Annotated in this window: 16 protein-coding genes, 2 tRNA genes and 3 rRNA genes; 9 read left to right on the top strand and 12 right to left on the bottom strand. The window is 63.4% G+C overall.

Annotation, left to right across the window (positions count from 1 at the left end):
• The first annotated feature begins 55 nt into the window (after positions 1-55).
• Positions 56-934, top strand: coding sequence for a polysaccharide deacetylase family protein (locus CAL15_RS11155; protein ID WP_086078649.1), 879 nt, complete (start codon positions 56-58; stop codon positions 932-934).
• A 338-nt stretch (positions 935-1,272) separates the two neighbouring features.
• On the opposite strand, the gene CAL15_RS24650 is transcribed toward CAL15_RS11155, so the two are convergent.
• From CAL15_RS24650 to CAL15_RS11140, 3 genes are read right to left on the bottom strand one after another with little or no spacing between them, the layout of a single operon-like run.
• Entirely contained in the window at positions 1,273-1,551 is a 279-nt protein-coding gene (locus tag CAL15_RS24650; RefSeq protein ID WP_086081046.1) for a YkgJ family cysteine cluster protein, read from the bottom strand.
• Positions 1,551-2,315, bottom strand: a complete 765-nt coding sequence (locus tag CAL15_RS11145) for a YdcF family protein (protein WP_086078648.1) — start codon at positions 2,313-2,315, stop codon at positions 1,551-1,553. Before CAL15_RS11145 ends, CAL15_RS24650 begins: the two co-directional genes overlap by 1 nt.
• 10 nt (positions 2,316-2,325) lie before the next feature.
• Positions 2,326-3,291 (bottom strand): glycosyltransferase family 9 protein, encoded by a 966-nt coding sequence (locus CAL15_RS11140; RefSeq protein ID WP_086081045.1) that lies wholly within the window; start codon positions 3,289-3,291, stop codon positions 2,326-2,328.
• Positions 3,292-3,394: 103 nt separating this feature from the next.
• On the opposite strand from CAL15_RS11140, the gene msbA reads away from it, so the two are divergent.
• The 3 genes from msbA (at position 3,395) to CAL15_RS11125 (ending at position 7,239) form a co-directional block, all read left to right on the top strand.
• The gene (msbA, locus tag CAL15_RS11135) at positions 3,395-5,170 is read left to right on the top strand and encodes a lipid A export permease/ATP-binding protein MsbA (RefSeq protein WP_086078647.1); all 1,776 of its coding nucleotides are present in this window, start codon (positions 3,395-3,397) and stop codon (positions 5,168-5,170) included.
• Between the two features lie 251 nt (positions 5,171-5,421).
• Positions 5,422-6,558 (top strand): porin, encoded by a 1,137-nt coding sequence (locus CAL15_RS11130; protein ID WP_086078646.1) that lies wholly within the window; start codon positions 5,422-5,424, stop codon positions 6,556-6,558.
• 255 nt (positions 6,559-6,813) lie between these two features.
• Positions 6,814-7,239 carry a universal stress protein gene (locus tag CAL15_RS11125; RefSeq protein WP_086078645.1) on the top strand — a complete coding sequence of 142 codons (426 nt, stop codon included), beginning with the start codon at positions 6,814-6,816 and terminating at the stop codon, positions 7,237-7,239.
• Between the two features lie 135 nt (positions 7,240-7,374).
• Here the strand turns inward: CAL15_RS11125 and rng are convergent, their stop codons facing one another.
• A complete protein-coding gene (gene rng / locus CAL15_RS11120) occupies positions 7,375-8,838 on the bottom strand; it encodes a ribonuclease G (protein WP_086078644.1) in 1,464 nt (487 codons plus the stop codon).
• 723 nt (positions 8,839-9,561) lie between these two features.
• Between rng and CAL15_RS11115 the strand changes: the two genes are divergently transcribed.
• The 5 genes from CAL15_RS11115 to rrf all read left to right on the top strand — a co-directional run bounded on the left by CAL15_RS11115 (position 9,562) and on the right by rrf (position 14,808).
• Positions 9,562-11,092, top strand: a 16S ribosomal RNA gene (locus CAL15_RS11115).
• 74 nt (positions 11,093-11,166) lie between these two features.
• Positions 11,167-11,243, top strand: a tRNA-Ile gene (locus CAL15_RS11110).
• A gap of 10 nt (positions 11,244-11,253) precedes the next feature.
• A tRNA-Ala gene (locus tag CAL15_RS11105) sits at positions 11,254-11,329 on the top strand.
• 331 nt (positions 11,330-11,660) lie between these two features.
• Positions 11,661-14,541: ribosomal RNA gene (locus CAL15_RS11100) — 23S ribosomal RNA — on the top strand.
• Positions 14,542-14,695: 154 nt separating this feature from the next.
• A 5S ribosomal RNA gene (gene rrf / locus CAL15_RS11095) occupies positions 14,696-14,808 on the top strand.
• Together the 16S, 23S and 5S rRNA genes with 2 tRNA genes alongside form the textbook arrangement of a ribosomal RNA operon.
• 284 nt (positions 14,809-15,092) lie before the next feature.
• On the opposite strand, the gene CAL15_RS11090 is transcribed toward rrf, so the two are convergent.
• From CAL15_RS11090 to leuS, 8 genes are all read right to left on the bottom strand, one after another.
• The gene (locus tag CAL15_RS11090) at positions 15,093-15,794 is read right to left on the bottom strand and encodes a glutathione S-transferase N-terminal domain-containing protein (RefSeq protein ID WP_086078643.1); all 702 of its coding nucleotides are present in this window, start codon (positions 15,792-15,794) and stop codon (positions 15,093-15,095) included.
• A gap of 41 nt (positions 15,795-15,835) precedes the next feature.
• Entirely contained in the window at positions 15,836-16,243 is a 408-nt protein-coding gene (locus tag CAL15_RS11085; RefSeq protein ID WP_086081044.1) for a YchJ family protein, read from the bottom strand.
• A gap of 64 nt (positions 16,244-16,307) precedes the next feature.
• On the bottom strand, positions 16,308-16,580 hold the full coding sequence (locus tag CAL15_RS11080) for a GNAT family N-acetyltransferase (RefSeq protein ID WP_086081043.1): 273 nt from the start codon (positions 16,578-16,580) through the stop codon (positions 16,308-16,310).
• A gap of 89 nt (positions 16,581-16,669) precedes the next feature.
• Positions 16,670-17,068: a hypothetical protein gene (locus CAL15_RS11075; protein ID WP_420042555.1), complete on the bottom strand. Its 399-nt coding sequence runs from the start codon at positions 17,066-17,068 to the stop codon at positions 16,670-16,672.
• Positions 17,068-18,327, bottom strand: a complete 1,260-nt coding sequence (locus tag CAL15_RS11070; RefSeq protein ID WP_086078641.1) for a glutamate-5-semialdehyde dehydrogenase — start codon at positions 18,325-18,327, stop codon at positions 17,068-17,070. The genes CAL15_RS11075 and CAL15_RS11070 overlap by 1 nt, the downstream gene beginning before the upstream one ends.
• 100 nt (positions 18,328-18,427) lie before the next feature.
• Positions 18,428-19,498 carry a DNA polymerase III subunit delta gene (holA, locus tag CAL15_RS11065; protein WP_086078640.1) on the bottom strand — a complete coding sequence of 357 codons (1,071 nt, stop codon included), beginning with the start codon at positions 19,496-19,498 and terminating at the stop codon, positions 18,428-18,430.
• A 5-nt stretch (positions 19,499-19,503) separates the two neighbouring features.
• A complete protein-coding gene (locus CAL15_RS11060) occupies positions 19,504-20,169 on the bottom strand; it encodes an LPS-assembly lipoprotein LptE (protein WP_086078639.1) in 666 nt (221 codons plus the stop codon).
• 10 nt (positions 20,170-20,179) lie between these two features.
• Complete coding sequence (gene leuS, locus CAL15_RS11055; protein ID WP_086078638.1) at positions 20,180-22,837, bottom strand: leucine--tRNA ligase; 2,658 nt, start codon at positions 22,835-22,837, stop codon at positions 20,180-20,182.
• Positions 22,838-22,892: the final 55 nt, after the last annotated feature.

Below are 22,892 nucleotides of genomic sequence, written 5' to 3'. Positions count from 1 at the left end.
GCATGGGCCCCGGCTGCGGCAGGGCGCCCGGGCCGGGCACAGGAGCATACCGAAAATGAATAACGCACCCAGCGTGCCGGTGCTGATGTATCACCACGTCATGCCCCAGCACACGAGGCTCTCCGTGCAGACCTCGAACTTCGAGCGTCAGATCGCCAGTCTCGCGCGGCGCGGCTACACCTCCTTGACCACGCGGCAGTTCGCCGACTACCTGCAAGGCGGTTCCGTCCCGGCCAAGTCCGTGCTGATCACCTTCGACGACGGCTATCTCGACAATTGGATCTACGCGCATCCCGTGCTGCAGCGCTATGGCATGCATGCGGTGCTGTTCGTCATCACCCGATGGATAGGCGACGGCCCCGTGCGGCCGCATGCCGGCCAGGGGGAACCCCTGCCGCCATCGCCCGACCATGCCGAATGCACTCGTCTCGTCGAGGCAGGCCGTCACGACGAGGTAGCCCTGCGCTGGAGCGAACTTCGCGCCATGCAAGAGGCCGGCACCTTCGAGATCCATTCGCACACCCACACCCATACCCGCTGGGACCAAGTCTGCGGCTCCGACGTCGTGGCGAAGCGTCGCCACGTCGCCCAGGAACTGGCCGAAGCGAAGGCGCTGCTCGAACGCAATCTGGGTCCCACCGCTGATCACCTGTGTTGGCCGCAAGGCTATTTCGATGCCGACTACGTGGCCGAGGCCCGCGCCGCCGGCCTGCGGCACCTGTACACGACGGACGCCTTCGGCCAGAACAAGCCCGGCAGCGATCCCGGACACATCTATCGTTTCGCGGTACGCGACAGCGGGCCCGGTTATTTCCACCAGCGCATCTGGGTGAACCGCAATACCCTGATCGGCCCCGCCTACCTTGCATTCAAGGCCTGGCGCCGGCAGCTACGGAACCGTGCAGCGCAGCGGGGTGGGGCGGCTGCGGTTTGATGGCGTGTCTGTGGGCAGATTGATTGAGTTCTTGCGGCGCGGCGGGCGTCCCTGCGAAGTCCCGTCCTCGCGCTGAAGCGCTGCGGGCGCGACTTCTCCGGGACGCCCGCCGCTCACGACAACGCAATGCCCTGCGTCGCAAACTCCCTGTGGTCGGACGACAGTCGCGCATGAGTCGACGTCCGCAGCAACCTGGATGCTGTATGGCAGGCACCGAGATGCCTTGAGCCTGGGCCATGGCGGAGGGTTCGCGCCCGCAGCGCGTCAGCGCGAGGACGAGAATCCGCAGTCATGGACCAGGCGCTCAAGAACTCAAGCGCCTCCCACGCACAACACCATCACCGCGGCGCCGTATCCCGCTCCAACTGCGCCAGCCACGCCACGGCATGCTCGCGATCAGGCCCGCACATCTCGGCCTGCGGCTGCAAGCCTCCACAGAAGTCCGGCCGCTCAGGCCGCCCGAACAACGCGCACCGCATGTCGGCCAACAATTGCACGCAAGGAACACCCGCCGGCTTGCCCTGCGGCATGCCCGGAATCGGCCGGGTGATGGACGGCGCGATGCAGCAGGCGCCGCAGCCGGGTCGGCAGGCCAGCGCGCTCGTTGCCATGTCCATCACACCCAACCGCGCAGCCAATACACGAACAGGCCGGCGTACTCCTTGATGATGGACCGGCTGGCGTCCAGCGCGCGCTCGTTGGGCACCCACGGATGCACCGAGCCGTCGGGCGGCAGGACGATCTGCGGAGGGGCGGGGGCGGCGATGGTCTGCACGCCCTGCTTGGCGAACGCCGCCATCGCGCGCGGCATGTGCAGCGCAGACGTGACCAGCAATACCGTCCGGATCTCGTGCTGCTTGAGTGTGGTCTCGGTCAGCGCCGCATTTTCGTAGGTCGTGCGGCTCGAGTTCTCCAGGATCAGGGCGGTGTCGGGCACGCCGTTCTGCCGCATCTGGTAGGCCATGCCGCGGGCCTCGCTGACGTCGCCCTCCAGCGCGCCGCCCGACAGCAGCACCGTCGGCGCGCGGCCGGCCTTGTACAGCTCTGTCGCGGTGTCCACGCGGACCACCGCGGTCTCGCGGTCGTAGGGCAGGAACCAGTTGGCGCGGCCGTTGGCGGTGTTGCCGCCCAGCACCACGATGGCGTCGGCGGTCGGCATCTGCGCGGGCGGCACGTGGGCGTACCGCTGTTCCAGCGCGCCGCCCAGCCACAGCGAGGTGGCGGGCAGAGACCACGCGGCGGCCCAGATGACGCCGGCTGCGGCCAGGGTCGCGCCCGTGCGCCGCAGTCGGAAGAGTCCCAGCACCAGTCCCAGGGCAACCAGCGTCAGGCAGAGATTCAGGGGAATGATCAGGTTGGTGAGAAAAGACGATATAGCCATGGGCGCAATCTTATCTGCTCAGCAGCGTACGGACCTGGGTTCGGACCTCGGCCAAGCTTGGCCAGTTCCCATCGGAGCCCAGGCAGATTGCGTCAGGCGACCAGGGGCCCGTGCGCTGCGGCTGCGTGACGCCGAACAGCGTCAGTTGCCGCGCGCCGACGGCGGCGGCCACGTGGGACACGCCCGAGTCGTTGCACACCACCAGCGCCGCGCGGGCCGCCAGCGCGGCGAATGCACCCAGCGACAGCGGGGGCAATACTTGCGCGGTGGGAGCGTTGCGGCGCGCCTGCTCGGCCTCGGCGGGCGGCGGACACATGGCGACGGCATGGCCGTCCGCCTGCAGCGCGCGGGTCAGGCCGTCGAACTCTGGCCATACCTTGACCTTGCCCCGATGCAGGCCGGTGGCCGTGGGTGCGATCAGCACCAGGGGCTTGTCTGCCAGGCCGCTGTCACGCAGCGCCGCCTCGGCCGCCTGGCGATGCGCCTCGGTCAGCGGCAGGTCGAGCAGCCGGTCGGGTTCGGCCGGACCTTGCGGCAGATTCCAAAGTCGCAGAGCACTGCGCGCGAGATGATGCCAGGATTGCACAGCGTGCAGCCCCGCCGGCGGCTTGGCCAGCGGCCAGCGCAGCAGCAGGCTGCGGCCGTCGTCGCGGTAGCCGGCGCTGGGCACGCCAGCAAGCCTGAACACCGCCGCGCTGGACAGCGAGTCGGGCAGCAGTATTCCGCGTGTGTCCTTCGCCCGCGCGCCCAGCCCGCGCCGGTGCGCCGCCACGGCCGCCCGGTCTGCGCGCCATTTGCCGCGCATAGGCACGAAGCCCTGTTTTTCCACGCCGGCCAGCAGATCCTGCGCCCACGGCCGGGCGCACAGTACCAGGGGAATGCCGGTGGCCTGCAGCAGGCGCACAGTGGGCAGGCTCATGCAGACGTCGCCCACCCAGTTGGGCAATCTCAGGTACAGACAGGAAATCTCGGTCATGGACAAGCGCAGGGCGCGGTAAGGGGTAATGGGCGTACGTTCCGACCTGTAGCGCCGGGCCGGTACAATCGCCGGCACAATTGTATTAAAGCGAGAGTTTCCTTTGACTTCTGCTTCGCGCTACACGCCTGCCGGCAGCGAGCCGGTACGCGGCTATCTCTGGAAGCGCATCTACGCCCGGGTCGGCTCCCACTGGAAGCGCCTGCTGATGGCCGGGGTGCTGATGGCCATCGCGGCGGGTACCCAGCCAACCCTGGCGGTCATCATGAAGCCGCTGCTGGACGATGGCTTCTCCGGCGCCAAACCGTACTACATCTGGGCGATCCCCCTGGCGGTGGTCGGCCTGATCCTGATGCGCGGGATTTGCAATTTCTTCAGCGATTACCTGCTGGCCTGGGTCGCCAACAAGGTGCTGTTGAAGATGCGCGGCGACATGTTCGACCGCCTGCTGCACCTGCCCGACGCCGACTTCAAGCGCGGCGACACCGGCAGGCTGCTCAACCGCTTCACCGTCGACGCAGGCAACGTCACCAGCTATGCCACCGACGTGATCACGGTGCTGGTGCGCGAAACCCTGGTCGTCGTGGCCCTGATCTTCGTGCTGTTGTACATGTCCTGGGCGCTCACCCTCATCGTGCTGGTCATGATGCCGGTCTGCATCCTCATCATGCGCGCCTTCATCCGGCGCCTGCGCCGCATCAGCCGCGACACGGTCAACATGAACGCCGAACTGACCCGCGTGGTCAGCGAAGGCATCGACGGCCAGCGCGTCATCAAGCTGTTCGACGGCTATGCCACCGAGAGCAAGCGCTTCGAATTCGTCAGCTCGCGGCTGCGCCGCTTCGCCATGCGCACCGCCACTGCCGACGCGGCCCTCACGCCCATCACGCAATTGTTCATCTCGATCGCGGTGGGCGCGGTCATCGCCACGGCGCTGACCCAGGCCAACAGCGGCACGCTTACCGTAGGCAGCTTCGCGTCGTTCATGGCGGCGCTGGCCCAGATTTTCGATCCCATCAAGCGGCTGACCAACGTGGCCGGCAAGATGCAGAAGATGCTAGTCGCCGCCGAAAGCGTGTTCGCGCTGGTCGACCAGGAACCCGAGGCGGAGACCGGTACCCGTTCATTGCCCGAACCCGTGCGAGGCGCCATCGAGTTCCGCGACGTCACGCACCGGTTCCCCGACGCCGAACGCGACACGGTCCGCGGCGTCTCCTTCCGCATCGAGCCGGGCCAGACGGTCGCTCTGGTGGGCCGATCGGGCAGCGGCAAGACCACGCTGGCCAACATGCTGCCGCGCTTCGTGCTGCCGACTTCCGGCGAGATCCTGCTGGACGGCGTCCCCATCGGCGACCTGTCGCTGCACAGCCTGCGCACGCATCTGTCGCTGGTCAGCCAGGACGTGATGATGTTCGACGACACCATCGCGGCCAACGTCGGCTACGGCGCGCTCGACGATGCCGACGACCAGCGCATTCGCGAGGCGCTGTCGGCCGCCAACCTGCTGGAGTTCGCCGATTCGCTGCCGCAAGGCATACATTCGCCGGTGGGCGAGCGGGCGGCGCGCCTGTCAGGCGGTCAGCGCCAGCGCCTGGCCATCGCGCGCGCGCTCATCAAGAACGCCCCGGTCCTGATTCTTGACGAAGCCACCTCCGCCCTGGACAACGAATCCGAGCGCCAGGTGCAGGCTTCGCTCGAGCGCCTGATGCAGGGACGCAGCACGCTGGTCATCGCCCACCGGCTGTCCACCGTGCAGAACGCCGATCGCATCATCGTGCTGGACGCCGGCCGGATCGCCGAGCAGGGCACGCACGCCGAACTGCTTGCCGCCGGCGGCCTGTACGCGTCGCTTTACAACATGCAGTTCCGTGAAGACTGAGGGATGCAGCCATCTCGGTGTTGTATACGCGCAAATTCCCGCCGCCGGGGACAGGGACAAAAGTAACCGATGCGATACAGCGCGGCGCCCTCATACTAGGACGGCGCACCGCGCTGGGGCAGGGCAGCGAATATTTTGTCTCATCTGGATTCATCCCGTTTATATCGAGTTCAGTCGCTTTCCCTAGGCTTTGAAAATCCGCGGACACACGACCTGCGGCGTTTTTCTCGAACCTCACGTGGAACAGTGCTATGAAACTCAAAAAAAATCTGTTGGCCGGTGTCTTTCTTGCAGCGATCGCCGGCACGGCCGGGGCTGAAACGTCCGTGACACTCTACGGCCTGATCGACCTGGGGATCGTGTATCAACGCGGCAAGGTCGGCACCAGCGATGCCAATCGCCCCGAGTACGGCGGCGACTATCATTCGCGGTTCGGCATGAACAGTGGCAACCAGAGCGGGTCGCGCTTCGGCCTGCGCGGCGTTGAAGACCTGGGCGACGGCCTGCAGGCCAATTTCGTCCTCGAGAACGGCTTCACCGCGAACAACGGCAATCGCGATCAGGGCGGCCGCCTGTTCGGCCGTCGCGCCACGGTGGGCCTGGCGCACGCCGCGTGGGGCAGTCTCGATCTGGGTCGCAACACCAATATCGCCTCGGACTGGTTCGGCAACATCGACCCGTTCGGCACCGACTTCTGGACGGCCTCGATGGGTACGGCGTTCAGCGCGGCCAACACGGTCCGCTATGACAACATGGTCATGTACCAGAGCCCGTCGTTCGGCGGCTTCCAGTTCGGCGGCGGCTATTCGTTCTCGTTCGACGACGTCGAGAACCCCCCGCAGTTCGCCACGCAGGACAACAGCCGTGCCATCACGGCCGGTGTCCGCTACAGCGGCGGCCCGCTGCAGGTGGTGGCCACCTACGATAAGCAGATGCTTCAGCCCAGTCAGCCGTCGCCCGAGCAGTTCATCATCGGCGCGGCGTATGACTTCGAGGTGGTGAAGCTCGCCCTGGCCTATGGACGCAGCACCGACGGCGTCATGATCGGGCAAGGCTACGACCTGATGGGCGGCCTGCCCAATCCCAACACGCCGGCCCGCGGGCAGGGCGGCTCGAATGGCCGTTTCACCTGGGATGACCTGAAGATTAATTCGTACATGGTCGGCCTGAGCGCGCCCATCGGCGGCGCCAGCAGCGTGTTCGGCTCCTGGCAGCGCGCCGATCCAAACGAGGGCCTCGAAACCATGAACGTGTACAGCCTGGGCTACACGTACGACCTGTCCAAGCGCACCAACCTGTACGCGTTCGGTTCGTACAACGATGCCGCGGCCTTCGTGGACGGCGACAAGATGCTGACCGTGGGCATGGGCCTGCGTCACCGCTTCTGATCGGCCGTCCCGGCGCCGCGTCGCGGGCTGTCCCGCCCCGGGGTCTCCGGCGCGGCGACTCATGGGCCACTCTCGCCGGAGAGTGGCCTTTTCTTTTGCTTCATGTCATCGCGTGGCCTGGCCGGTCGCGCGAGACTTGGTCCCTCCGACCGCGAGCTATTGACGGAGATCAAAGTCGCCGGCCGGACTTCGCGGGATATTGGTGGCACGGCGCCTGGCGGCGCTCTCCTCGATAGTCCTGAAGGAAGTACAGCCATGAGCAAGGTAATGGTTCCCATCGATGGCTCGGAATGCGCCCTCCGCGCCCTGAATCACGTGATCCGGAACGCGCAAAGGTTTCAGCCCCTGACGCTGCATCTGCTCAATGTGCAGTTTCCTATTGCCACCGGCACCGTCCGCTTGTTCATCGACCAAGCGACCATCCGCCAATATCACCAGGAGGAAGGCGAGGCCATGCTGGCCCGCGCGCGCGAGCTGCTGTCATCCGCGGACGTGCCATACGAGACGCACATCAAGGTCGGGCGTATTGCGGAAACCATCGTCGCATCCGCGAAGGAACTCGGCTGCGACGAGATCGTCATGGGATCCCGCGGTTCAAGCTCCACCGCCGGCCACTGGCTGGGATCGGTGGCCACCAAGACTTTGCACCTGGCCAGCGTCCCGGTCACCATCATCAAGTAGCGCCACGCGAGCGGGATTGCGCGCCGGCTCGTCCTGTGTCCGGCCGTCCGTCGGATGAGCGGAGAGGGAGCGCGCCACGGTGCCGACGTATAGGCGCCGCGCCCGACCTGCGTCTGTTGTCAGGCATAACGACGGTCAGATCAGGATGATGTCGTATTGCTCTTGAGAATATGTGGCTTCCACTTCCAGCGACACCGGCTTGCCGACGAAATCGCCCAGCATGGCCAGGTGCTGGCTTTCCTCTTCCAGGAACAGATCCACCACCTGCTGCGATGCCAGCACGCGAAACTCGCGCGGGTTGAACTGGCGGCTTTCGCGCAGGATTTCGCGCAGGATCTCATAGCACACTGTGCGCGGCGTGCGCACCGTGCCGCGTGCCTGGCACATCGGGCACGGCTCGCACAGCTGGTGCGCCAGCGAATCGCGCGTGCGCTTGCGCGTCATCTCGACCAACCCCAGTTGCGTGAACCCGTTCACCGTCATGCGCGTGCGGTCGCGCGCCAGCGCCTTCTTCAACTCCGCCAGCACGGTCTCGCGATGCTGCGGGTCTTCCATGTCGATGAAGTCCAGGATCACGATGCCGCCGAGGTTGCGCAGACGCAGTTGCCGCGCGATGGCCTGCGCGGCCTCGAGATTGGTCTTGAAGATGGTGTCGTCGAAATTGCGCCCGCCCACGAATCCGCCGGTATTGACGTCCACGGTGGTAAGCGCCTCGGTCTGGTCGACGATGAGGTATCCGCCTGATTTCAGGTCCACGCGGCGCGACAGCGCGCGCGCGATTTCTTCGTCGACGTTGGCGGTATCGAACAGCGGCCTGTCCCCGCTGTAATGGCGGATGCGGTCGGCGACCGAGGGCGTGTACACACGTGCCCAGTCCTGCAGCGAGGCCGTGGTGCTGCGCGAGTCCACCAGAATGTTGCCCGTATGCGGTCCGACCATGTCGCGCAGCACCCGTTGCGCAAGCGTCAGGTCATGATGCAGCAGGGTGGGAGCCGGCTGGCTGCGCGCGGCCGCCTGGACGCTTGCCCACAGCTTGCGCAGATACTCTAGATCGGCAGCCAGTTCGTCATCGGTTGCGCCCTCGGCCTGCGTGCGCACGATGAAGCCGCCTTTTTCTTCCGGCGGGATCAGGGCCTGCAGGCGCTCTCGCAGTTGCACGCGCTCGGCCTCGGAGTCGATTTTCTGCGAGATGCCGATATGCGGGTCATGCGGCAGGTGCACCAGCATGCGGCCTGCGATGCTGATCTGTGTGGACAGGCGCGCGCCCTTGGTGCCCAGCGGATCCTTGATCACCTGCACCATCAGCGTCTGGCCCTCGAACAGCAGCTTCTCGATGGGCGTGGGCGTCTGGCCATGGCTGCGCTCGGCGCGATTCTCGCGCAGGTCTGCGATATGGATGAAGGCCGCCCGTTCCAGGCCCACGTCGATGAATGCGCTCTGCATGCCGGGCAGCACCCGCACCACGCGGCCCAGATATATGTTGCCCACCTGGCCGCGCTGGATGCTGCGCTCCATGTGGAGCTCCTGGACGGCGCCTTGCTCCACCAGTGCCACGCGAGTTTCGAATGGGGTGACGTTGATCAGAATGTCTTCGCTCATGTTCTCGTTCTATAGGTGGATACTTTACGGAGTAGGGTACCGTAAGGAACGTGCGGCGACGCATGAACGGATGCGAGCACGGGGGCCGTGTTGGAGTAGGTACGACCCCATTTGCATCCGCCAAAGCAGTTGTGCTATAGTTTCTGGCTCGGCAGTTGATTGCGACATGCATGCGCAGGTCTGAAGAAATTCAGATGCAGGCGCGGCGGTCAGGTTGGCAAGCCGAGGGTTGTGAAGTAGGTCAGGTCAGCGGTTCTGCGCAGTAGGGGCAGGGCGGCTTGGCGAAGCAGGGTCGGGTGGCGCGAGGCGCGGCCGGATCCGGTGGATGAAAGATCCGCCCGCTTCGCGAAGCGAAACAAGCTGATTTGACACGCTGAAAAAACTTCTTCATAATCTCGTTTCTCTGCTGCTGACACAGCAGCGGAGGCGAAAGTAGAAAGTGAAGTAGGCAAGACCAAGCAACAAACCCGCCGGTGGCGCGACGCAGCGATGCGATGTGTAGCCGGGCAGGCGCAGGCAGTACCCGCTCTTTAACAATTGAACAACCGATAAGTGTGGGCGCTTGATGCGTGTGCGCGGTACGGGCAACTGTACCGAAGCAAAAGTATCATCAAGCGCTCATATAGAAGTAAGGTTTTTAATAAACCTCACTTCCTTTGAGAAGCTAGCGAAGTCGTCTTGTGTTTTGTCTACGGATGGGATGCAAGGCGCGAAACAGAGATTGAACTGAAGAGTTTGATCCTGGCTCAGATTGAACGCTGGCGGGATGCCTTACACATGCAAGTCGAACGGCAGCACGGACTTCGGTCTGGTGGCGAGTGGCGAACGGGTGAGTAAAGTATCGGAACGTACCCAGTAGCGGGGGATAACTACGCGAAAGCGTAGCTAATACCGCATACGCCCTGAGGGGGAAAGCGGGGGACCGAAAGGCCTCGCACTATTGGAGCGGCCGATATCGGATTAGCTAGTTGGTGGGGTAAAGGCCTACCAAGGCGACGATCCGTAGCTGGTTTGAGAGGACGACCAGCCACACTGGGACTGAGACACGGCCCAGACTCCTACGGGAGGCAGCAGTGGGGAATTTTGGACAATGGGGGCAACCCTGATCCAGCCATCCCGCGTGTGCGATGAAGGCCTTCGGGTTGTAAAGCACTTTTGGCAGGAAAGAAACGGGCCCGGTTAATACCTGGGTCAACTGACGGTACCTGCAGAATAAGCACCGGCTAACTACGTGCCAGCAGCCGCGGTAATACGTAGGGTGCAAGCGTTAATCGGAATTACTGGGCGTAAAGCGTGCGCAGGCGGTTCGGAAAGAAAGATGTGAAATCCCAGAGCTTAACTTTGGAACTGCATTTTTAACTACCGGGCTAGAGTGTGTCAGAGGGAGGTGGAATTCCGCGTGTAGCAGTGAAATGCGTAGAGATGCGGAGGAACACCGATGGCGAAGGCAGCCTCCTGGGATAACACTGACGCTCATGCACGAAAGCGTGGGGAGCAAACAGGATTAGATACCCTGGTAGTCCACGCCCTAAACGATGTCAACTAGCTGTTGGGGGCTTCGGCCCTTGGTAGCGCAGCTAACGCGTGAAGTTGACCGCCTGGGGAGTACGGTCGCAAGATTAAAACTCAAAGGAATTGACGGGGACCCGCACAAGCGGTGGATGATGTGGATTAATTCGATGCAACGCGAAAAACCTTACCTACCCTTGACATGTCTGGAATCCCGAAGAGATTTGGGAGTGCTCGCAAGAGAACCGGAACACAGGTGCTGCATGGCTGTCGTCAGCTCGTGTCGTGAGATGTTGGGTTAAGTCCCGCAACGAGCGCAACCCTTGTCATTAGTTGCTACGAAAGGGCACTCTAATGAGACTGCCGGTGACAAACCGGAGGAAGGTGGGGATGACGTCAAGTCCTCATGGCCCTTATGGGTAGGGCTTCACACGTCATACAATGGTCGGGACAGAGGGCTGCCAACCCGCGAGGGGGAGCCAATCCCAGAAACCCGATCGTAGTCCGGATCGCAGTCTGCAACTCGACTGCGTGAAGTCGGAATCGCTAGTAATCGCGGATCAGCATGTCGCGGTGAATACGTTCCCGGGTCTTGTACACACCGCCCGTCACACCATGGGAGTGGGTTTTACCAGAAGTAGTTAGCCTAACCGCAAGGAGGGCGATTACCACGGTAGGATTCATGACTGGGGTGAAGTCGTAACAAGGTAGCCGTATCGGAAGGTGCGGCTGGATCACCTCCTTTAAGAGCTTAAGTGCGCGTGTTAAGCGTCCACGCTTATCGGTTGTTCGAGAAATGACTGCCCGGATTGCTTTAGGGGGTCTGTAGCTCAGTCGGTTAGAGCACCGTCTTGATAAGGCGGGGGTCGTTGGTTCGAATCCAACCAGACCCACCAGTCGATCAAAGGGGGATTAGCTCAGCTGGGAGAGCGCCTGCTTTGCAAGCAGGATGTCGTCGGTTCGATCCCGTCATCCTCCACCAAGACCTTCAGGCGCGTGAAGCCAGGCATAAAGCGCAACGATGAATGCTGTGAATCAGTATTGATCGTTGGGTTTTACACCAACAGTCATTTCGTTCTTTAACAATGAGGAAGAAGCACAACGTAAAGTGTTTCCGAGTAATCAGAGCCCACCAGGGGTGATGATGAAAGGGGATACGGGTTGTGATTGCATGATTTTAGTTCTCAAAAGTCTCAAAGTCGGCCAGTAGCAGGCAGTACCGGGGGGAAGCTTCCGGGGGTGGCGAAGGTCGATGAGCTTTGAATGAACGGCACAAGCGCGAACTCAGCACCTATAAGACTTTAGTGTTATAGGATCAAGCGACTAAGTGCATATGGTGGATGCCTTGGCGATCACAGGCGATGAAGGACGTGGTAGCCTGCGAAAAGCTGCGGGGAGCTGGCAAACAAGCATTGATCCGCAGATGTCCGAATGGGGAAACCCACTGCGCAAGCAGTATCCCTGGCTGAATACATAGGCCAGTGGAGGCGAACCGGGTGAACTGAAACATCTCAGTAGCTCGAGGAACAGAAATCAACCGAGATTCCGAAAGTAGTGGCGAGCGAAATCGGAAGAGCCTTTACGATTTAGCATTTTATCTAGCCGAACAGTCTGGAAAGTCTGGCCGTAGCAGGTGATAGCCCTGTAGGCGAAAGGTAGAGTGTGGAACTAGGCGTAAGAGAAGTAGGGCGGGACACGTGAAATCCTGTCTGAAGATGGGGGGACCATCCTCCAAGGCTAAATACTCGTGATCGACCGATAGTGAACCAGTACCGTGAGGGAAAGGCGAAAAGAACCCCGGAAGGGGAGTGAAATAGATCCTGAAACCGTATGCATACAAACAGTCGGAGCCTCTTTATGGGGTGACGGCGTACCTTTTGTATAATGGGTCAGCGACTTACATTCAGTGGCGAGCTTAACCGGATAGGGAAGGCGTAGCGAAAGCGAGTCCGAATAGGGCGTCCAGTCGCTGGGTGTAGACCCGAAACCAGATGATCTACCCATGGCCAGGTTGAAGGCACGGTAACACGTGCTGGAGGACCGAACCCACTAGTGTTGAAAAACTAGGGGATGAGCTGTGGATAGGGGTGAAAGGCTAAACAAATCTGGAAATAGCTGGTTCTCTCCGAAAACTATTTAGGTAGTGCCTCAAGTATTACTGCGGGGGGTAGAGCACTGTTATGGCTAGGGGGTCATGGCGACTTACCAAACCATGGCAAACTCCGAATACCCGCAAGTACAGCTTGGGAGACAGAGCACCGGGTGCTAACGTCCGGACTCAAGAGGGAAACAACCCAGACCGCCAGCTAAGGTCCCGAATTATCGCTAAGTGGGAAACGAAGTGGGAAGGCATAGACAGTCAGGAGGTTGGCTTAGAAGCAGCCATCCTTTAAAGAAAGCGTAATAGCTCACTGATCGAGTCGTCCTGCGCGGAAGATGTAACGGGGCTAAGCGATAAACCGAAGCTGCGGGTGTGTACTATGTACACGCGGTAGGAGAGCGTTCTGTAAGCCTGCGAAGGTGGCTTGTGAAGGCTGCTGGAGGTATCAGAAGTGCGAATGCTGACATGAGTAGCGATAAAGGGGGTGAAAAGCCCCCTCGCCGTAAGTCCAAGGTTTCCTGCGCAACGTTCATCGGCGCAGGGTGAGTCGGCCCCTAAGGCGAGGCAGAGATGCGTAGCTGATGGGAAGCTGGTTAATATTCCAGCACCGTCGTACAGTGCGATGGGGGGACGGATCGCGGAAGATCATCAGGGTGTTGGATGTCCCTGTTGCTGCATTGAAGAGGGCACTTAGGCAAATCCGGGTGCGTGACTCAAGGGTGTGGCGCGAGCGAGCATAGCTTGCGAAGTGATTGGAAGTGGTTCCAGGAAAAGCCTCTAAGCTTCAGCTGTACGAGACCGTACCGCAAACCGACACAGGTGGACGGGATGAATATTCCAAGGCGCTTGAGAGAACTCGGGAGAAGGAACTCGGCAAATTGATACCGTAACTTCGGGAGAAGGTATGCCCCGGTAGTGTGAAGCGCCTGCGCGCTTAGCATGATGGGGTCGCAGAGAATCGGTGGCTGCGACTGTTTATTAAAAACACAGCACTCTGCTAAGACGAAAGTCGACGTATAGGGTGTGACGCCTGCCCGGTGCCGGAAGGTTAAGTGATGGGGTGCAAGCTCTTGATCGAAGCCCCGGTAAACGGCGGCCGTAACTATAACGGTCCTAAGGTAGCGAAATTCCTTGTCGGGTAAGTTCCGACCTGCACGAATGGCGTAACGATGGCCACACTGTCTCCTCCCGAGACTCAGCGAAGTTGAAGTGTTTGTGATGATGCAATCTACCCGCGGCTAGACGGAAAGACCCCATGAACCTTTACTGTAGCTTTGCATTGGATTGTGAACCGGCCTGTGTAGGATAGGTGGGAGGCGCAGAAACCCAGTCGCCAGATTGGGTGGAGCCGTCCTTGAAATACCACCCTGGTTTGTTTGCGGTTCTAACCTTGGTCCGTTATCCGGATCGGGGACAGTGCATGGTAGGCAGTTTGACTGGGGCGGTCTCCTCCCAAAGCGTAACGGAGGAGTTCGAAGGTACGCTAGGTACGGTCGGAAATCGTGCTGATAGTGCAATGGCATAAGCGTGCTTGACTGTGAGACTGACAAGTCGAACAGGTGCGAAAGCAGGACATAGTGATCCGGTGGTTCTGAATGGAAGGGCCATCGCTCAACGGATAAAAGGTACTCTGGGGATAACAGGCTGATACCGCCCAAGAGTTCATATCGACGGCGGTGTTTGGCACCTCGATGTCGGCTCATCTCATCCTGGGGCTGTAGCCGGTCCCAAGGGTATGGCTGTTCGCCATTTAAAGAGGTACGTGAGCTGGGTTTAAAACGTCGTGAGACAGTTTGGTCCCTATCTGCCGTGGGCGTTGGATACTTGACGGAGCCTGTTCCTAGTACGAGAGGACCGGAATGGACGTACCGCTGGTGTACCGGTTGTCATGCCAATGGCATTGCCGGGTAGCTAAGTACGGAAGAGATAACCGCTGAAGGCATCTAAGCGGGAAACTCGTCTGAAGATTAGGTATCCCTGGGGGCTTGACCCCCCTGTAGGGTCGTTCAAGACCAGGACGTTGATAGGTCGGGTGTGCAAGTGCAGTAATGCATTGAGCTAACCGATACTAATTGCCCGTGAGGCTTGATCCTATAACTCTACAGTCTTGGGCAGGGAACAATCCCTGCCCCGGTGCAGCGCGCACCACGTGCCGGCGAGAACGCCGTGCAACACAACCCCATACACACACACTGTGCTTCTTCTTCAGAGCGGTTGACCCCAGCGTCAACGGCTCAACCCCTTACGCCTGACGACCATAGCAAGGCGGTCCCACCCCTTCCCATCCCGAACAGGACCGTGAAACGCCTTAGCGCCGATGATAGTGGATGTACATCTGTGAAAGTAGGTCATCGTCAGGCTCTTATCCCCAAAACCCCGTAGGCACCGCCTGCGGGGTTTTGTCTTTGCGGCGCCAGAACAGGCAGCCCCACCGCTACGCGGCATCACTAAACGGCATCACGACGCGGCATCCACTGCCGCGACATCAGTGGGCAACTCGCAACCGCGCGGGAAGCCCCCGGTCCGATAAACCGCGGATCTGACAAGCACCAAGTAAAAGGCCATTCTCTCGAATGGCCATGGTCACCTCTGAGGGAAGACCATACCGGATGGCCTGGCTGATTGCGCGGTAGCGCCGCCCGCTTCAACTCGGAATCGTCAAACCACGGGACACCGCAGGGCGGGCCACGAAAGCGTCCAGCACACGGCGTACGTTGACGAACCGGTCGAATTCGACGAGCTCGCCCGCTTCGTAGAAACCAACCAGATTGCGCACCCATGGGAAGGTGGTGATGTCGGCGATGGTGTACTCGTCGCCCATGATCCACTGCCGACCCTCCAGGCGCTGGTCCAGCACGCCCAGCAGGCGCTTGGACTCCGCCACATAGCGGTCGCGAGGACGCTTGTCTTCGTAGTCCTTGCCGGCAAACTTGTGGAAGAACCCCAGCTGCCCGAACATGGGCCCGATGCCTCCCATCTGGAACATCACCCATTGCAGTGTTTCGTACCGGCCCCCGACGTCCTGCGGCATGAAAAGGCCGCTTTTGGCCGCCAGGTACACCAGGATCGCGCCGGACTCGAACAGCGCCAGCGGCTTGCCGTCCGGGCCGTCGGGGTCGATGATGGCCGGGATCTTGTTGTTCGGGTTCAGCGACAGGAACTCGGGCGAAAGCTGATCGTCGTTGCCGAAGTCCACGCGATGCGGCTCATAGGGCAGGCCGGTTTCTTCCAGCATGATCGATACCTTCACGCCGTTGGGCGTGGGCAGCGAGTAGAGCTGGATGCGATCAGGGTGCCGGGCGGGCCACTTGCGGGTAATGGGGAAATCCGAAAGTTGTGCGCTCATGGATGAATTGTCCGAGGGAGGGTCGCGGCCGGCGAGTCAGTTCATGCGTGCTGGTCGCCGTCTACATAGAGCCAGCGTCCGTCCTCGCGGACGAAGCGGCTGGTTTCGTGCATGCGCGTTGCGCGGCCGTCCTGCCGGCAGCGCGCGACGAACTCGACAATGGCGTGATCGGCGTCCTGGCGCTCGTGGCGCCGCACCTGCAACCCCAGCCACTTCAGGTTGGCCGGGTTCGGCGACAGCTGGTTGGGGCGAGTGCCGGGATGCCAGGTCTCGAGCAGATAGTCCAGCTCGTCCAGGACGTAGGCGCTGTAGCGTGAACGCATCAGCGACTCGGCGTCAGGCGCCTGCAGGCGCGACGCGCCACGATGCCAGCGGGCACAGCAGGCCGGATACGGCTGGCCGCTGCCGCAAGGGCAAATGGCATCTGGGACGGGGCGAGATGGCTTCACGCCCGCATTGTGGCATGAAGCGGCGGAGCCGCGGCATGCAAGGGACAATGCCGTCCCTGGCTCCTTAGCCGAGCAGGTCGGCGTACTCGGTGTGGCGGCGCATGTAGACCTCGGCATACGAGCACACAGGCAGAACGCGCCAGCCTTCGCGCCGCGCGGTTTCCAATGCCACGCGCGTGAGCTCGGCGGCGATGCCGCGGCCGCCGACCGGGCTCGGCACGCCGGTGTGCAGGATCGCCATGACGCCGTCCGTCAGGCGATAGTCCAGCACGCAGCGATACCCTTCGACGCTGCATTCGAAACGGCCTTCCCGTTCATGGTGGACGACTTCAGGCATGAGCACCTCCATAGAGCACGTGAGCACAGATGCTCAGCAGCGATCGTGCCCATGCTTGGGCGCGGCACGGGGCTTTCCGTGCCGCGGCCCTATCGGGCAAACAACAACAGCCCCCATAGGACGATCATCGCGAAGAGGCCGAGCCAGCACGAGCCCCAGAACCCTATTACCGGCCACTTGACGTCCATGGGGACCTTCTTGGGCTCGACGTGCTTCAGCAACAGGTTCGATTGGCCTATCAGCCAGAACTTGGCGCCCGGGAAGGCCAGCCGGAAAAAATAATCCAGGAAGATCGAGGCGCGGATCGCGAAAGGATACTGCGCGAACGGACGATGCTCGAGGTACGGATGCTTCAGCACGGAATTGACTCGCTTGGCCTTGAAGAAAAACAGCACTACCCCGCAGATCGTGCACGTGATGAAGCAGGTGATGAACAGGCTGAAAGCGATGCGCAGGAACTGCGCGACCATGGGGTCGGTTGCGGTCATCATCCTCGGGTCTGTCCTTCACCGTTGAGCACCCATTTCAGGGTCGTCAGGCCTTCGAGTCCGACCGGACCGCGCGCATGCAGCCGGTTCGTCGAAATGCCGATCTCGGCGCCCAGCCCGTACTCGAAGCCGTCGGCGAAGCAGGTGGGCAGGTTCACATACACCGAGCTGGAGTCGACTTCGCGCTGGAAGCGGTTTGCGGCCGACAGGCTTTCGGTGACGATGGAGTCGGTGTGCCCCGACCCCCAACGTGAGATGTGCGCGACGGCATCGTCCAGGCTGTCGACGATGCGCACGGCCAGGATGGGGCCCAGGTACTCGGTGGCCCAGTCCTCGTCGGTGGCTGGCACGGCGTAAGGCAGCAGCGCGCGCGTGCGTTCGCAGCCGCGCAGCTCGACGCCATGGTCGCGCAGGGCCGCGCCCAGGCCGGGCAGCACTGTCGGAGCGGCCTCGGCGTGGACCAGCAGGGTTTCCATCGCGCCGCACACGCCGTAGCGATACGTCTTGGCATTGAAGGCAATGGTGTGCGCCTTGGCAGGATCGGCGGCCTGGTCGATATAGACGTGGCAGTTGCCGTCGAGGTGCTTGATGAGCGGCACGCGAGCCTCCTGCGCGAGGCGCGCGATCAGGCCCTTGCCGCCGCGCGGCACGATGACGTCGACGTGCTCGGTCATGGTGATGAGCTTGCCGACGGCCGCGCGATCGGTCGTTTCGACGACCTGGACCGCCTCGGCGGGCAGGCCGGCCTCGCGCAGGCCGTGCTGCACGATGCGGCCCAGCGCCAGATTGGAGCGCAGGGCCTCGCGGCCGCCACGCAGGATGGCGGCGTTGCCGGACTTCAGGCACAGGGCAGCAGCGTCGATCGTGACGTTGGGGCGCGACTCGTAGATGATGCCGATGACGCCCAGCGGCACGCGCATCTGGGCCACGCGCATGCCGTTGGGGCGCACGTTGGTGGCCGTGATGCTGCCCACGGGGTCGGGCAGCGACGCAACCTGCATCAGGCCCTCGTGCATCAGGTCGATGCTGCGCTCCGACAGGGTAAGGCGGTCGAGCAGGGCGGCATCCAGCCCGTCGGCGCGCGCCGCCTGGACGTCGGCCGCGTTGGCGGCCTGGAGTTCGGCGCGGCGCGCGACCAGTTCGGCGGCCATGGCGTGCAGGGCGCGGTTCTTTTGGGCGGCGCCGGCGCGCATCATCACGCGCGACGCCGCGCGGGCGTGTACGCCCAGGGACAGCATGGATTCTTCTATCGTGGACATGACAATCTTCGGGTGGACGGCGGCCGTGAGGCGCCGCGACAGATTCAAGTTTACCGGCGGTCAGGCCAGCGCAAGGGCGGGGGTGGCGGCTGGGCCGCCTTCACGGTCGTGCGGCAGCCGAGGCGGAGCCCGCCGCAGCCACCCGCAGCGCCAGGCGCGCCATTTCTTCCCAGGGGTCGGACAGCCGGCCCGGCACCGACAAGCCTTTGATCAGCCTGTCCACGTCGTGCGCGTGCTGCACGGCGGCGGGCCAGGCGCGGGCGGGAACGCGGCCCAATGCCTGCAGCGCCAGGCGTTCGTGGGCGCCGAACACGCGCAGGCGGCGCATCAGGCCGTTCATGTCCTGTCCCTGCTGTCGCGCCTCGGCCAGTCGCGCCAACAGGCGGATCTCTTCGCCCACCGCCCACAGCACCAGCGGCAGGGCCTCGCCTTCGGCGCGCAAGCCAAGCAGCATGCGCAGCGTGCGGGCGCTGTCGCCGGCCAGCATGGCGTCGCGCAACCCGAACACGTCGTAGCGGGCCACGTTGAGGACGGCACGCTCGACGTCCTCGGCGGCGAGTTCGCCTTCGGGATAGAGCAGGCCCAGCTTCTGGATTTCCTGGTGGGCGGCCAGCAGATTGCCTTCGACCTTGTCGGCCATCCACTGCAGCGTGGCGTTGTCGGTGCGCTGGTTCTGGCGAGCCAGCCGCGCGCCTATCCAGGCCGGCAGCCGGCCCCGTTCGATGGAGGCGATATCGGTGGCCACCCCCGCCTGTGCCAGGGCCTGGGCCCATTTGCTGTCGCGCGTGGCCTTGTCCAGGCGCGGCAGGGCGACCACGATGAGCGTATCGGCGTCCTGTTGCTGCCTGGCCTGGTCGGCCAGTCGCACCAGCGTGTCGCCGCCGGCCTTGCCGGGCTTGCCGGTGGGGATCTTGAGTTCGAGCAGGCGGCGGTCGCCGAACAGGGATACGGTCTGCGTGGCCGCGACCACCGCGCTCCAGTCGCTGCGCGCATCCATGACCAGCGAGGTGCGCTCAGTGTACCCGGCCGCTCTAGCCGCGGCGCGCAAGGCGTCGACGGCTTCGGTGACCAGTAGCGGCTCGTCGCCGGACACCATGTACAGCGGCGCCAGGCGTTGTCCGGCGCGCTGCAGGTGGTCGGCCAGTCCGCCGGCGTCCAGGACCTGCGCCATGCGCGTCAGTACCGGGGACGCGCGTCGTTGATGGACGGCGAGCGCCAGGGTTCCGGCACGTCGGGCACGGGCTTCACCTGGCTGGGATCGTAGACCGGCGAATCGGCGTCGACCGCCCCCTGCTGCAGGCGAGCCACCGCCTCGCGGACGTCGGGCGCCGTGAGCCGGCGCATCAGGCGGCTGACCAGCGATTGCTGCATGGTGTCGTACAGCAGGGCGATCTGGTCTTCCTTGGCCTGCATGGCGCGGTCGTCGTAGGGCATCTGCTGATAGGCCGACAGCGTGGTGTCCGGAATGATGGCATTGCCCTTCGCGTCGATCAGGCGGAACGTGAAGGCGATGCTGAGTTCGTATTCCTCGACCCGGCCCTGCGCGTTGAGCGATACGTCGCGCAGGCCGCGGGTGTTGTTGACCTGCTGCAGGATGGCCTGGGCCTCTTTGGGCGTGTCGGTCAGGCGCGTATTGGGCGAGGAGGCTCGCAGCGAACGCCGTACGTCCGCCCCGAAGCGGCTGTTGTCGGGGATGTTGACGTACATGGAGTCGAAGGGCAGCGGCGTTTCGCCGCGCATCTTGAACCCGCATGCGGCCAGCAGCATGACGAGCGCCAGGCCCGCCGTGCGCAGCAGCGCACGGGGGAGCGGGCGGGAAGGGGCGAGCCGGGCGTGATTCATGCGGAACCTCTCAGCCTACGACGTTGACGAGCTTGCCGGGCACGACGATCACCCGCTTGGGCGGGCGGCCTTCGAGGAAGCGCGCGACCTCTTCCTGCGCGGCCGCCAGGCGCTCGATGTCTTCCTTGGGCGCCTGCGCGGCGACGCGGATCGAGCCGCGCAGCTTGCCGTTGACCTGCAGCATGAGTTCGATCTCGTCGGCCACCAGCGCGGCCTCGTCGATGTGCGGCCATGGCGCGTCCAGCAGGTCGCCCAGCGTATCGGCGTAGCCCAGGTCGCGCCACAGCTGCCAGGTGACGTGCGGCACCACGGGGTACAGCACGCGCAGCAGGATGCCGAGCATCTCGGCCTGCGCCGCGTCGGCAGCGGGGCCTTCGGGCAGCGTGGCGGCGTCGATGGCGTTCAGCATCTTCATGCAGGACGACACCACCGTGTTGTACTGGATGCGCTGGTAATCGTAGTCGGCCTGCTTGAGCAGTCCGTAGACCTCGCGGCGCAGGTCCTTGACGGGCGCGGGCGCCCGGGTCCAGTCGGCGCCGGCCGCCAGGCCGCGCGCCACGGCGTCGCGGCGGCCATGGCACAGGGACCACAGGCGGCGCAGGAAGCGGTTGGCGCCTTCGACGCCGGAGTCCGACCATTCGAGGGTCTGCTCGGGCGGGCTGGCGAACATGACGAACAGGCGGGCCGTGTCGGCGCCAAGGGTGTCGATGAGCGATTGCGGATCGACGCCGTTGTTCTTGGACTTGGACATCGTGCCCACGCCGCCGTAGTTCACGTCGCTGCCGTCGGCCTTCAGCTTGGCGCCGACGATGGCGCCCTTGGCGTCGTAGACGTTCTCGACTTCGTCGGGCCAGAAGTACTCGACGCCGCCTTGCGCATTGCGGCGCGAATAGATGTGGTTGAGCACCATGCCCTGGCACAGCAGGCGGGTGAAGGGCTCATCGAACTTCAGCAGGCCCATGTCGCGCATGACCTTGGTCCAGAAGCGCGCATACAGCAGGTGCAGCACGGCATGCTCGATGCCGCCGATGTACTGGTCCATCGGCATCCAGTAATCGTTGCGGCCGTCTACCATGGCCTGGTCGTTGCCGGCCGAGGTGTAGCGCATGAAGTACCAGGCCGAGTCGACGAACGTGTCCATGGTGTCCGTTTCGCGCCGGGCGGCCTTGCCGCACTTGGGGCACGAGCACGACAGGAAGGCCTCGTTCTTCGCCAGCGGATTGCCGCTGCCGTCGGGAATGAGGTCTTCGGGCAGCACGACGGGCAGGTCGGACTCGGGCACGGGCACCGGGCCGCAGTCGGGGCAGTGGATGATGGGGATGGGGGTGCCCCAATAGCGCTGGCGCGAAATGCCCCAGTCGCGCAGGCGCCATGTGGTCTGCTTCTCGCCCAGGCCCCGCGCGGCCAGGTCGGCGGCGATGGCGTCGACCGCTTCCTTGTGGCCGAGGCCGTCGTATTTGCCCGAGGCGATGGTGCGGCCCGATTGCTTGTCGCCGTACCACTCCTGCCAGGCGTCGGTGGAGTATTCCTTGCCTTCGACCGCCACGACCTGGCGGATGGGCAGGCCGTACTTCTTGGCGAAGGCGAAGTCGCGTTCGTCGTGCGCGGGCACGCCCATGACGGCACCGTCGCCGTAGCTCATCAACACGTAATTGCCCACCCATACCTGCACGGGCTCGCCCGTGAGGGGATGGGTGACGTTCAGGCCCGTGGGCATGCCTTCCTTCTCGCGCGTGGCCATTTCGGCCTCGGTGGTGCCGCCGAGCTTGCATTGCTCGATGAAGGCAGCCAGCTGGGGATTGCCCTGCGCGGCATGAGTGGCCAGGGGGTGTTCGGGCGCCACCGCGCAGAACGTGACGCCCATGATGGTGTCGCCGCGCGTGGTGAACACGTACATCTTGCCGTCCTGCACCAGCTTGCCGTCGGCGCCGGCGATGTCGTGCGTGAACGCGAAGCGCAGGCCTTCGGACTTGCCGATCCAGTTCTCCTGCATGACGCGGACGCGCTCCGGCCAGCCCGGCAGGCCGTTCTTGACCTGTTCGAGCAGTTCGTCGGCGTAGTCGGTGATGCGCAGGTAGTAGCCCGGAATCTCGCGTTTTTCGACCAGCGCGCCCGAGCGCCAGCCGCGGCCGTCGATGACCTGTTCATTGGCCAGCACGGTCTGGTCGACCGGATCCCAGTTGACCACCTGGGTCTTGCGGTAGGCCACGCCCTTTTCGAGCATCTTGAGGAACAGCCACTGGTTCCACTTGTAGTACTTGGGATCGCACGCGCACATCTCGCGAGACCAGTCGATGGCCAGCCCCATCGCCTTCATCTGCTTCTTCATGTAGGCGATGTTGTCGTAGGTCCATTTGGCCGGCGGCACCTTGGACTTGATGGCGGCGTTTTCCGCCGGCATGCCGAAGGCGTCCCAGCCCATGGGCATCAGCACGTTGTAGCCGCGCATGCGCAGCTGGCGCGCCATCATGTCGTTGATGGTGTAGTTGCGCACGTGGCCCATGTGCAGCTTGCCGCTGGGATACGGCAGCATCGAGCAGGCGTAGAACTTGGGCTTTTCCGAGCCGTCGGCGTTGCGGGCGTGCTCGTGCACGAGGTAGGCGTCGCGCGCTTGCCAATCCTGCTGGGCGGCGGCTTCGACGGCGGTAGGCTGATAGCGTTCCTGCATGGGAAAAGTGCGGGTGTCCGGCAATGGGTAGCGACCGCCCCGGGACGGGCGGCCA

The organism is Bordetella genomosp. 13 (genome assembly GCF_002119665.1).
GTDB lineage: Bacteria > Pseudomonadota > Gammaproteobacteria > Burkholderiales > Burkholderiaceae_B > Bordetella.
Note: the sequence above shows the minus strand (reverse complement) of the source record. Positions and strands in the feature narration are given on the sequence as shown.

Excerpts from the sequence above, each read along its gene's own strand:
- rng (WP_086078644.1), bottom strand. The coding sequence starts at position 8,838 with ATGAGCGAAGACATTCTGATCAACGTCACCCCATTCGAAACTCGCGTG.
- CAL15_RS11145 (WP_086078648.1), bottom strand. The coding sequence starts at position 2,315 with ATGGCTATATCGTCTTTTCTCACCAACCTGATCATTCCCCTGAATCTC.
- CAL15_RS11130 (WP_086078646.1), top strand. The coding sequence starts at position 5,422 with ATGAAACTCAAAAAAAATCTGTTGGCCGGTGTCTTTCTTGCAGCGATC.
- leuS (WP_086078638.1), bottom strand. The coding sequence starts at position 22,837 with ATGCAGGAACGCTATCAGCCTACCGCCGTCGAAGCCGCCGCCCAGCAG.
- CAL15_RS11080 (WP_086081043.1), bottom strand. The coding sequence starts at position 16,580 with ATGCCTGAAGTCGTCCACCATGAACGGGAAGGCCGTTTCGAATGCAGC.
- CAL15_RS11140 (WP_086081045.1), bottom strand. The coding sequence starts at position 3,291 with ATGACCGAGATTTCCTGTCTGTACCTGAGATTGCCCAACTGGGTGGGC.
- holA (WP_086078640.1), bottom strand. The coding sequence starts at position 19,498 with ATGGCGCAGGTCCTGGACGCCGGCGGACTGGCCGACCACCTGCAGCGC.
- CAL15_RS11060 (WP_086078639.1), bottom strand. The coding sequence starts at position 20,169 with ATGAATCACGCCCGGCTCGCCCCTTCCCGCCCGCTCCCCCGTGCGCTG.
- CAL15_RS11090 (WP_086078643.1), bottom strand. The coding sequence starts at position 15,794 with ATGAGCGCACAACTTTCGGATTTCCCCATTACCCGCAAGTGGCCCGCC.
- CAL15_RS11125 (WP_086078645.1), top strand. The coding sequence starts at position 6,814 with ATGAGCAAGGTAATGGTTCCCATCGATGGCTCGGAATGCGCCCTCCGC.
- CAL15_RS11070 (WP_086078641.1), bottom strand. The coding sequence starts at position 18,327 with ATGTCCACGATAGAAGAATCCATGCTGTCCCTGGGCGTACACGCCCGC.
- CAL15_RS11155 (WP_086078649.1), top strand. The coding sequence starts at position 56 with ATGAATAACGCACCCAGCGTGCCGGTGCTGATGTATCACCACGTCATG.
- CAL15_RS11075 (WP_420042555.1), bottom strand. The coding sequence starts at position 17,068 with ATGACCGCAACCGACCCCATGGTCGCGCAGTTCCTGCGCATCGCTTTC.
- CAL15_RS24650 (WP_086081046.1), bottom strand. The coding sequence starts at position 1,551 with ATGGACATGGCAACGAGCGCGCTGGCCTGCCGACCCGGCTGCGGCGCC.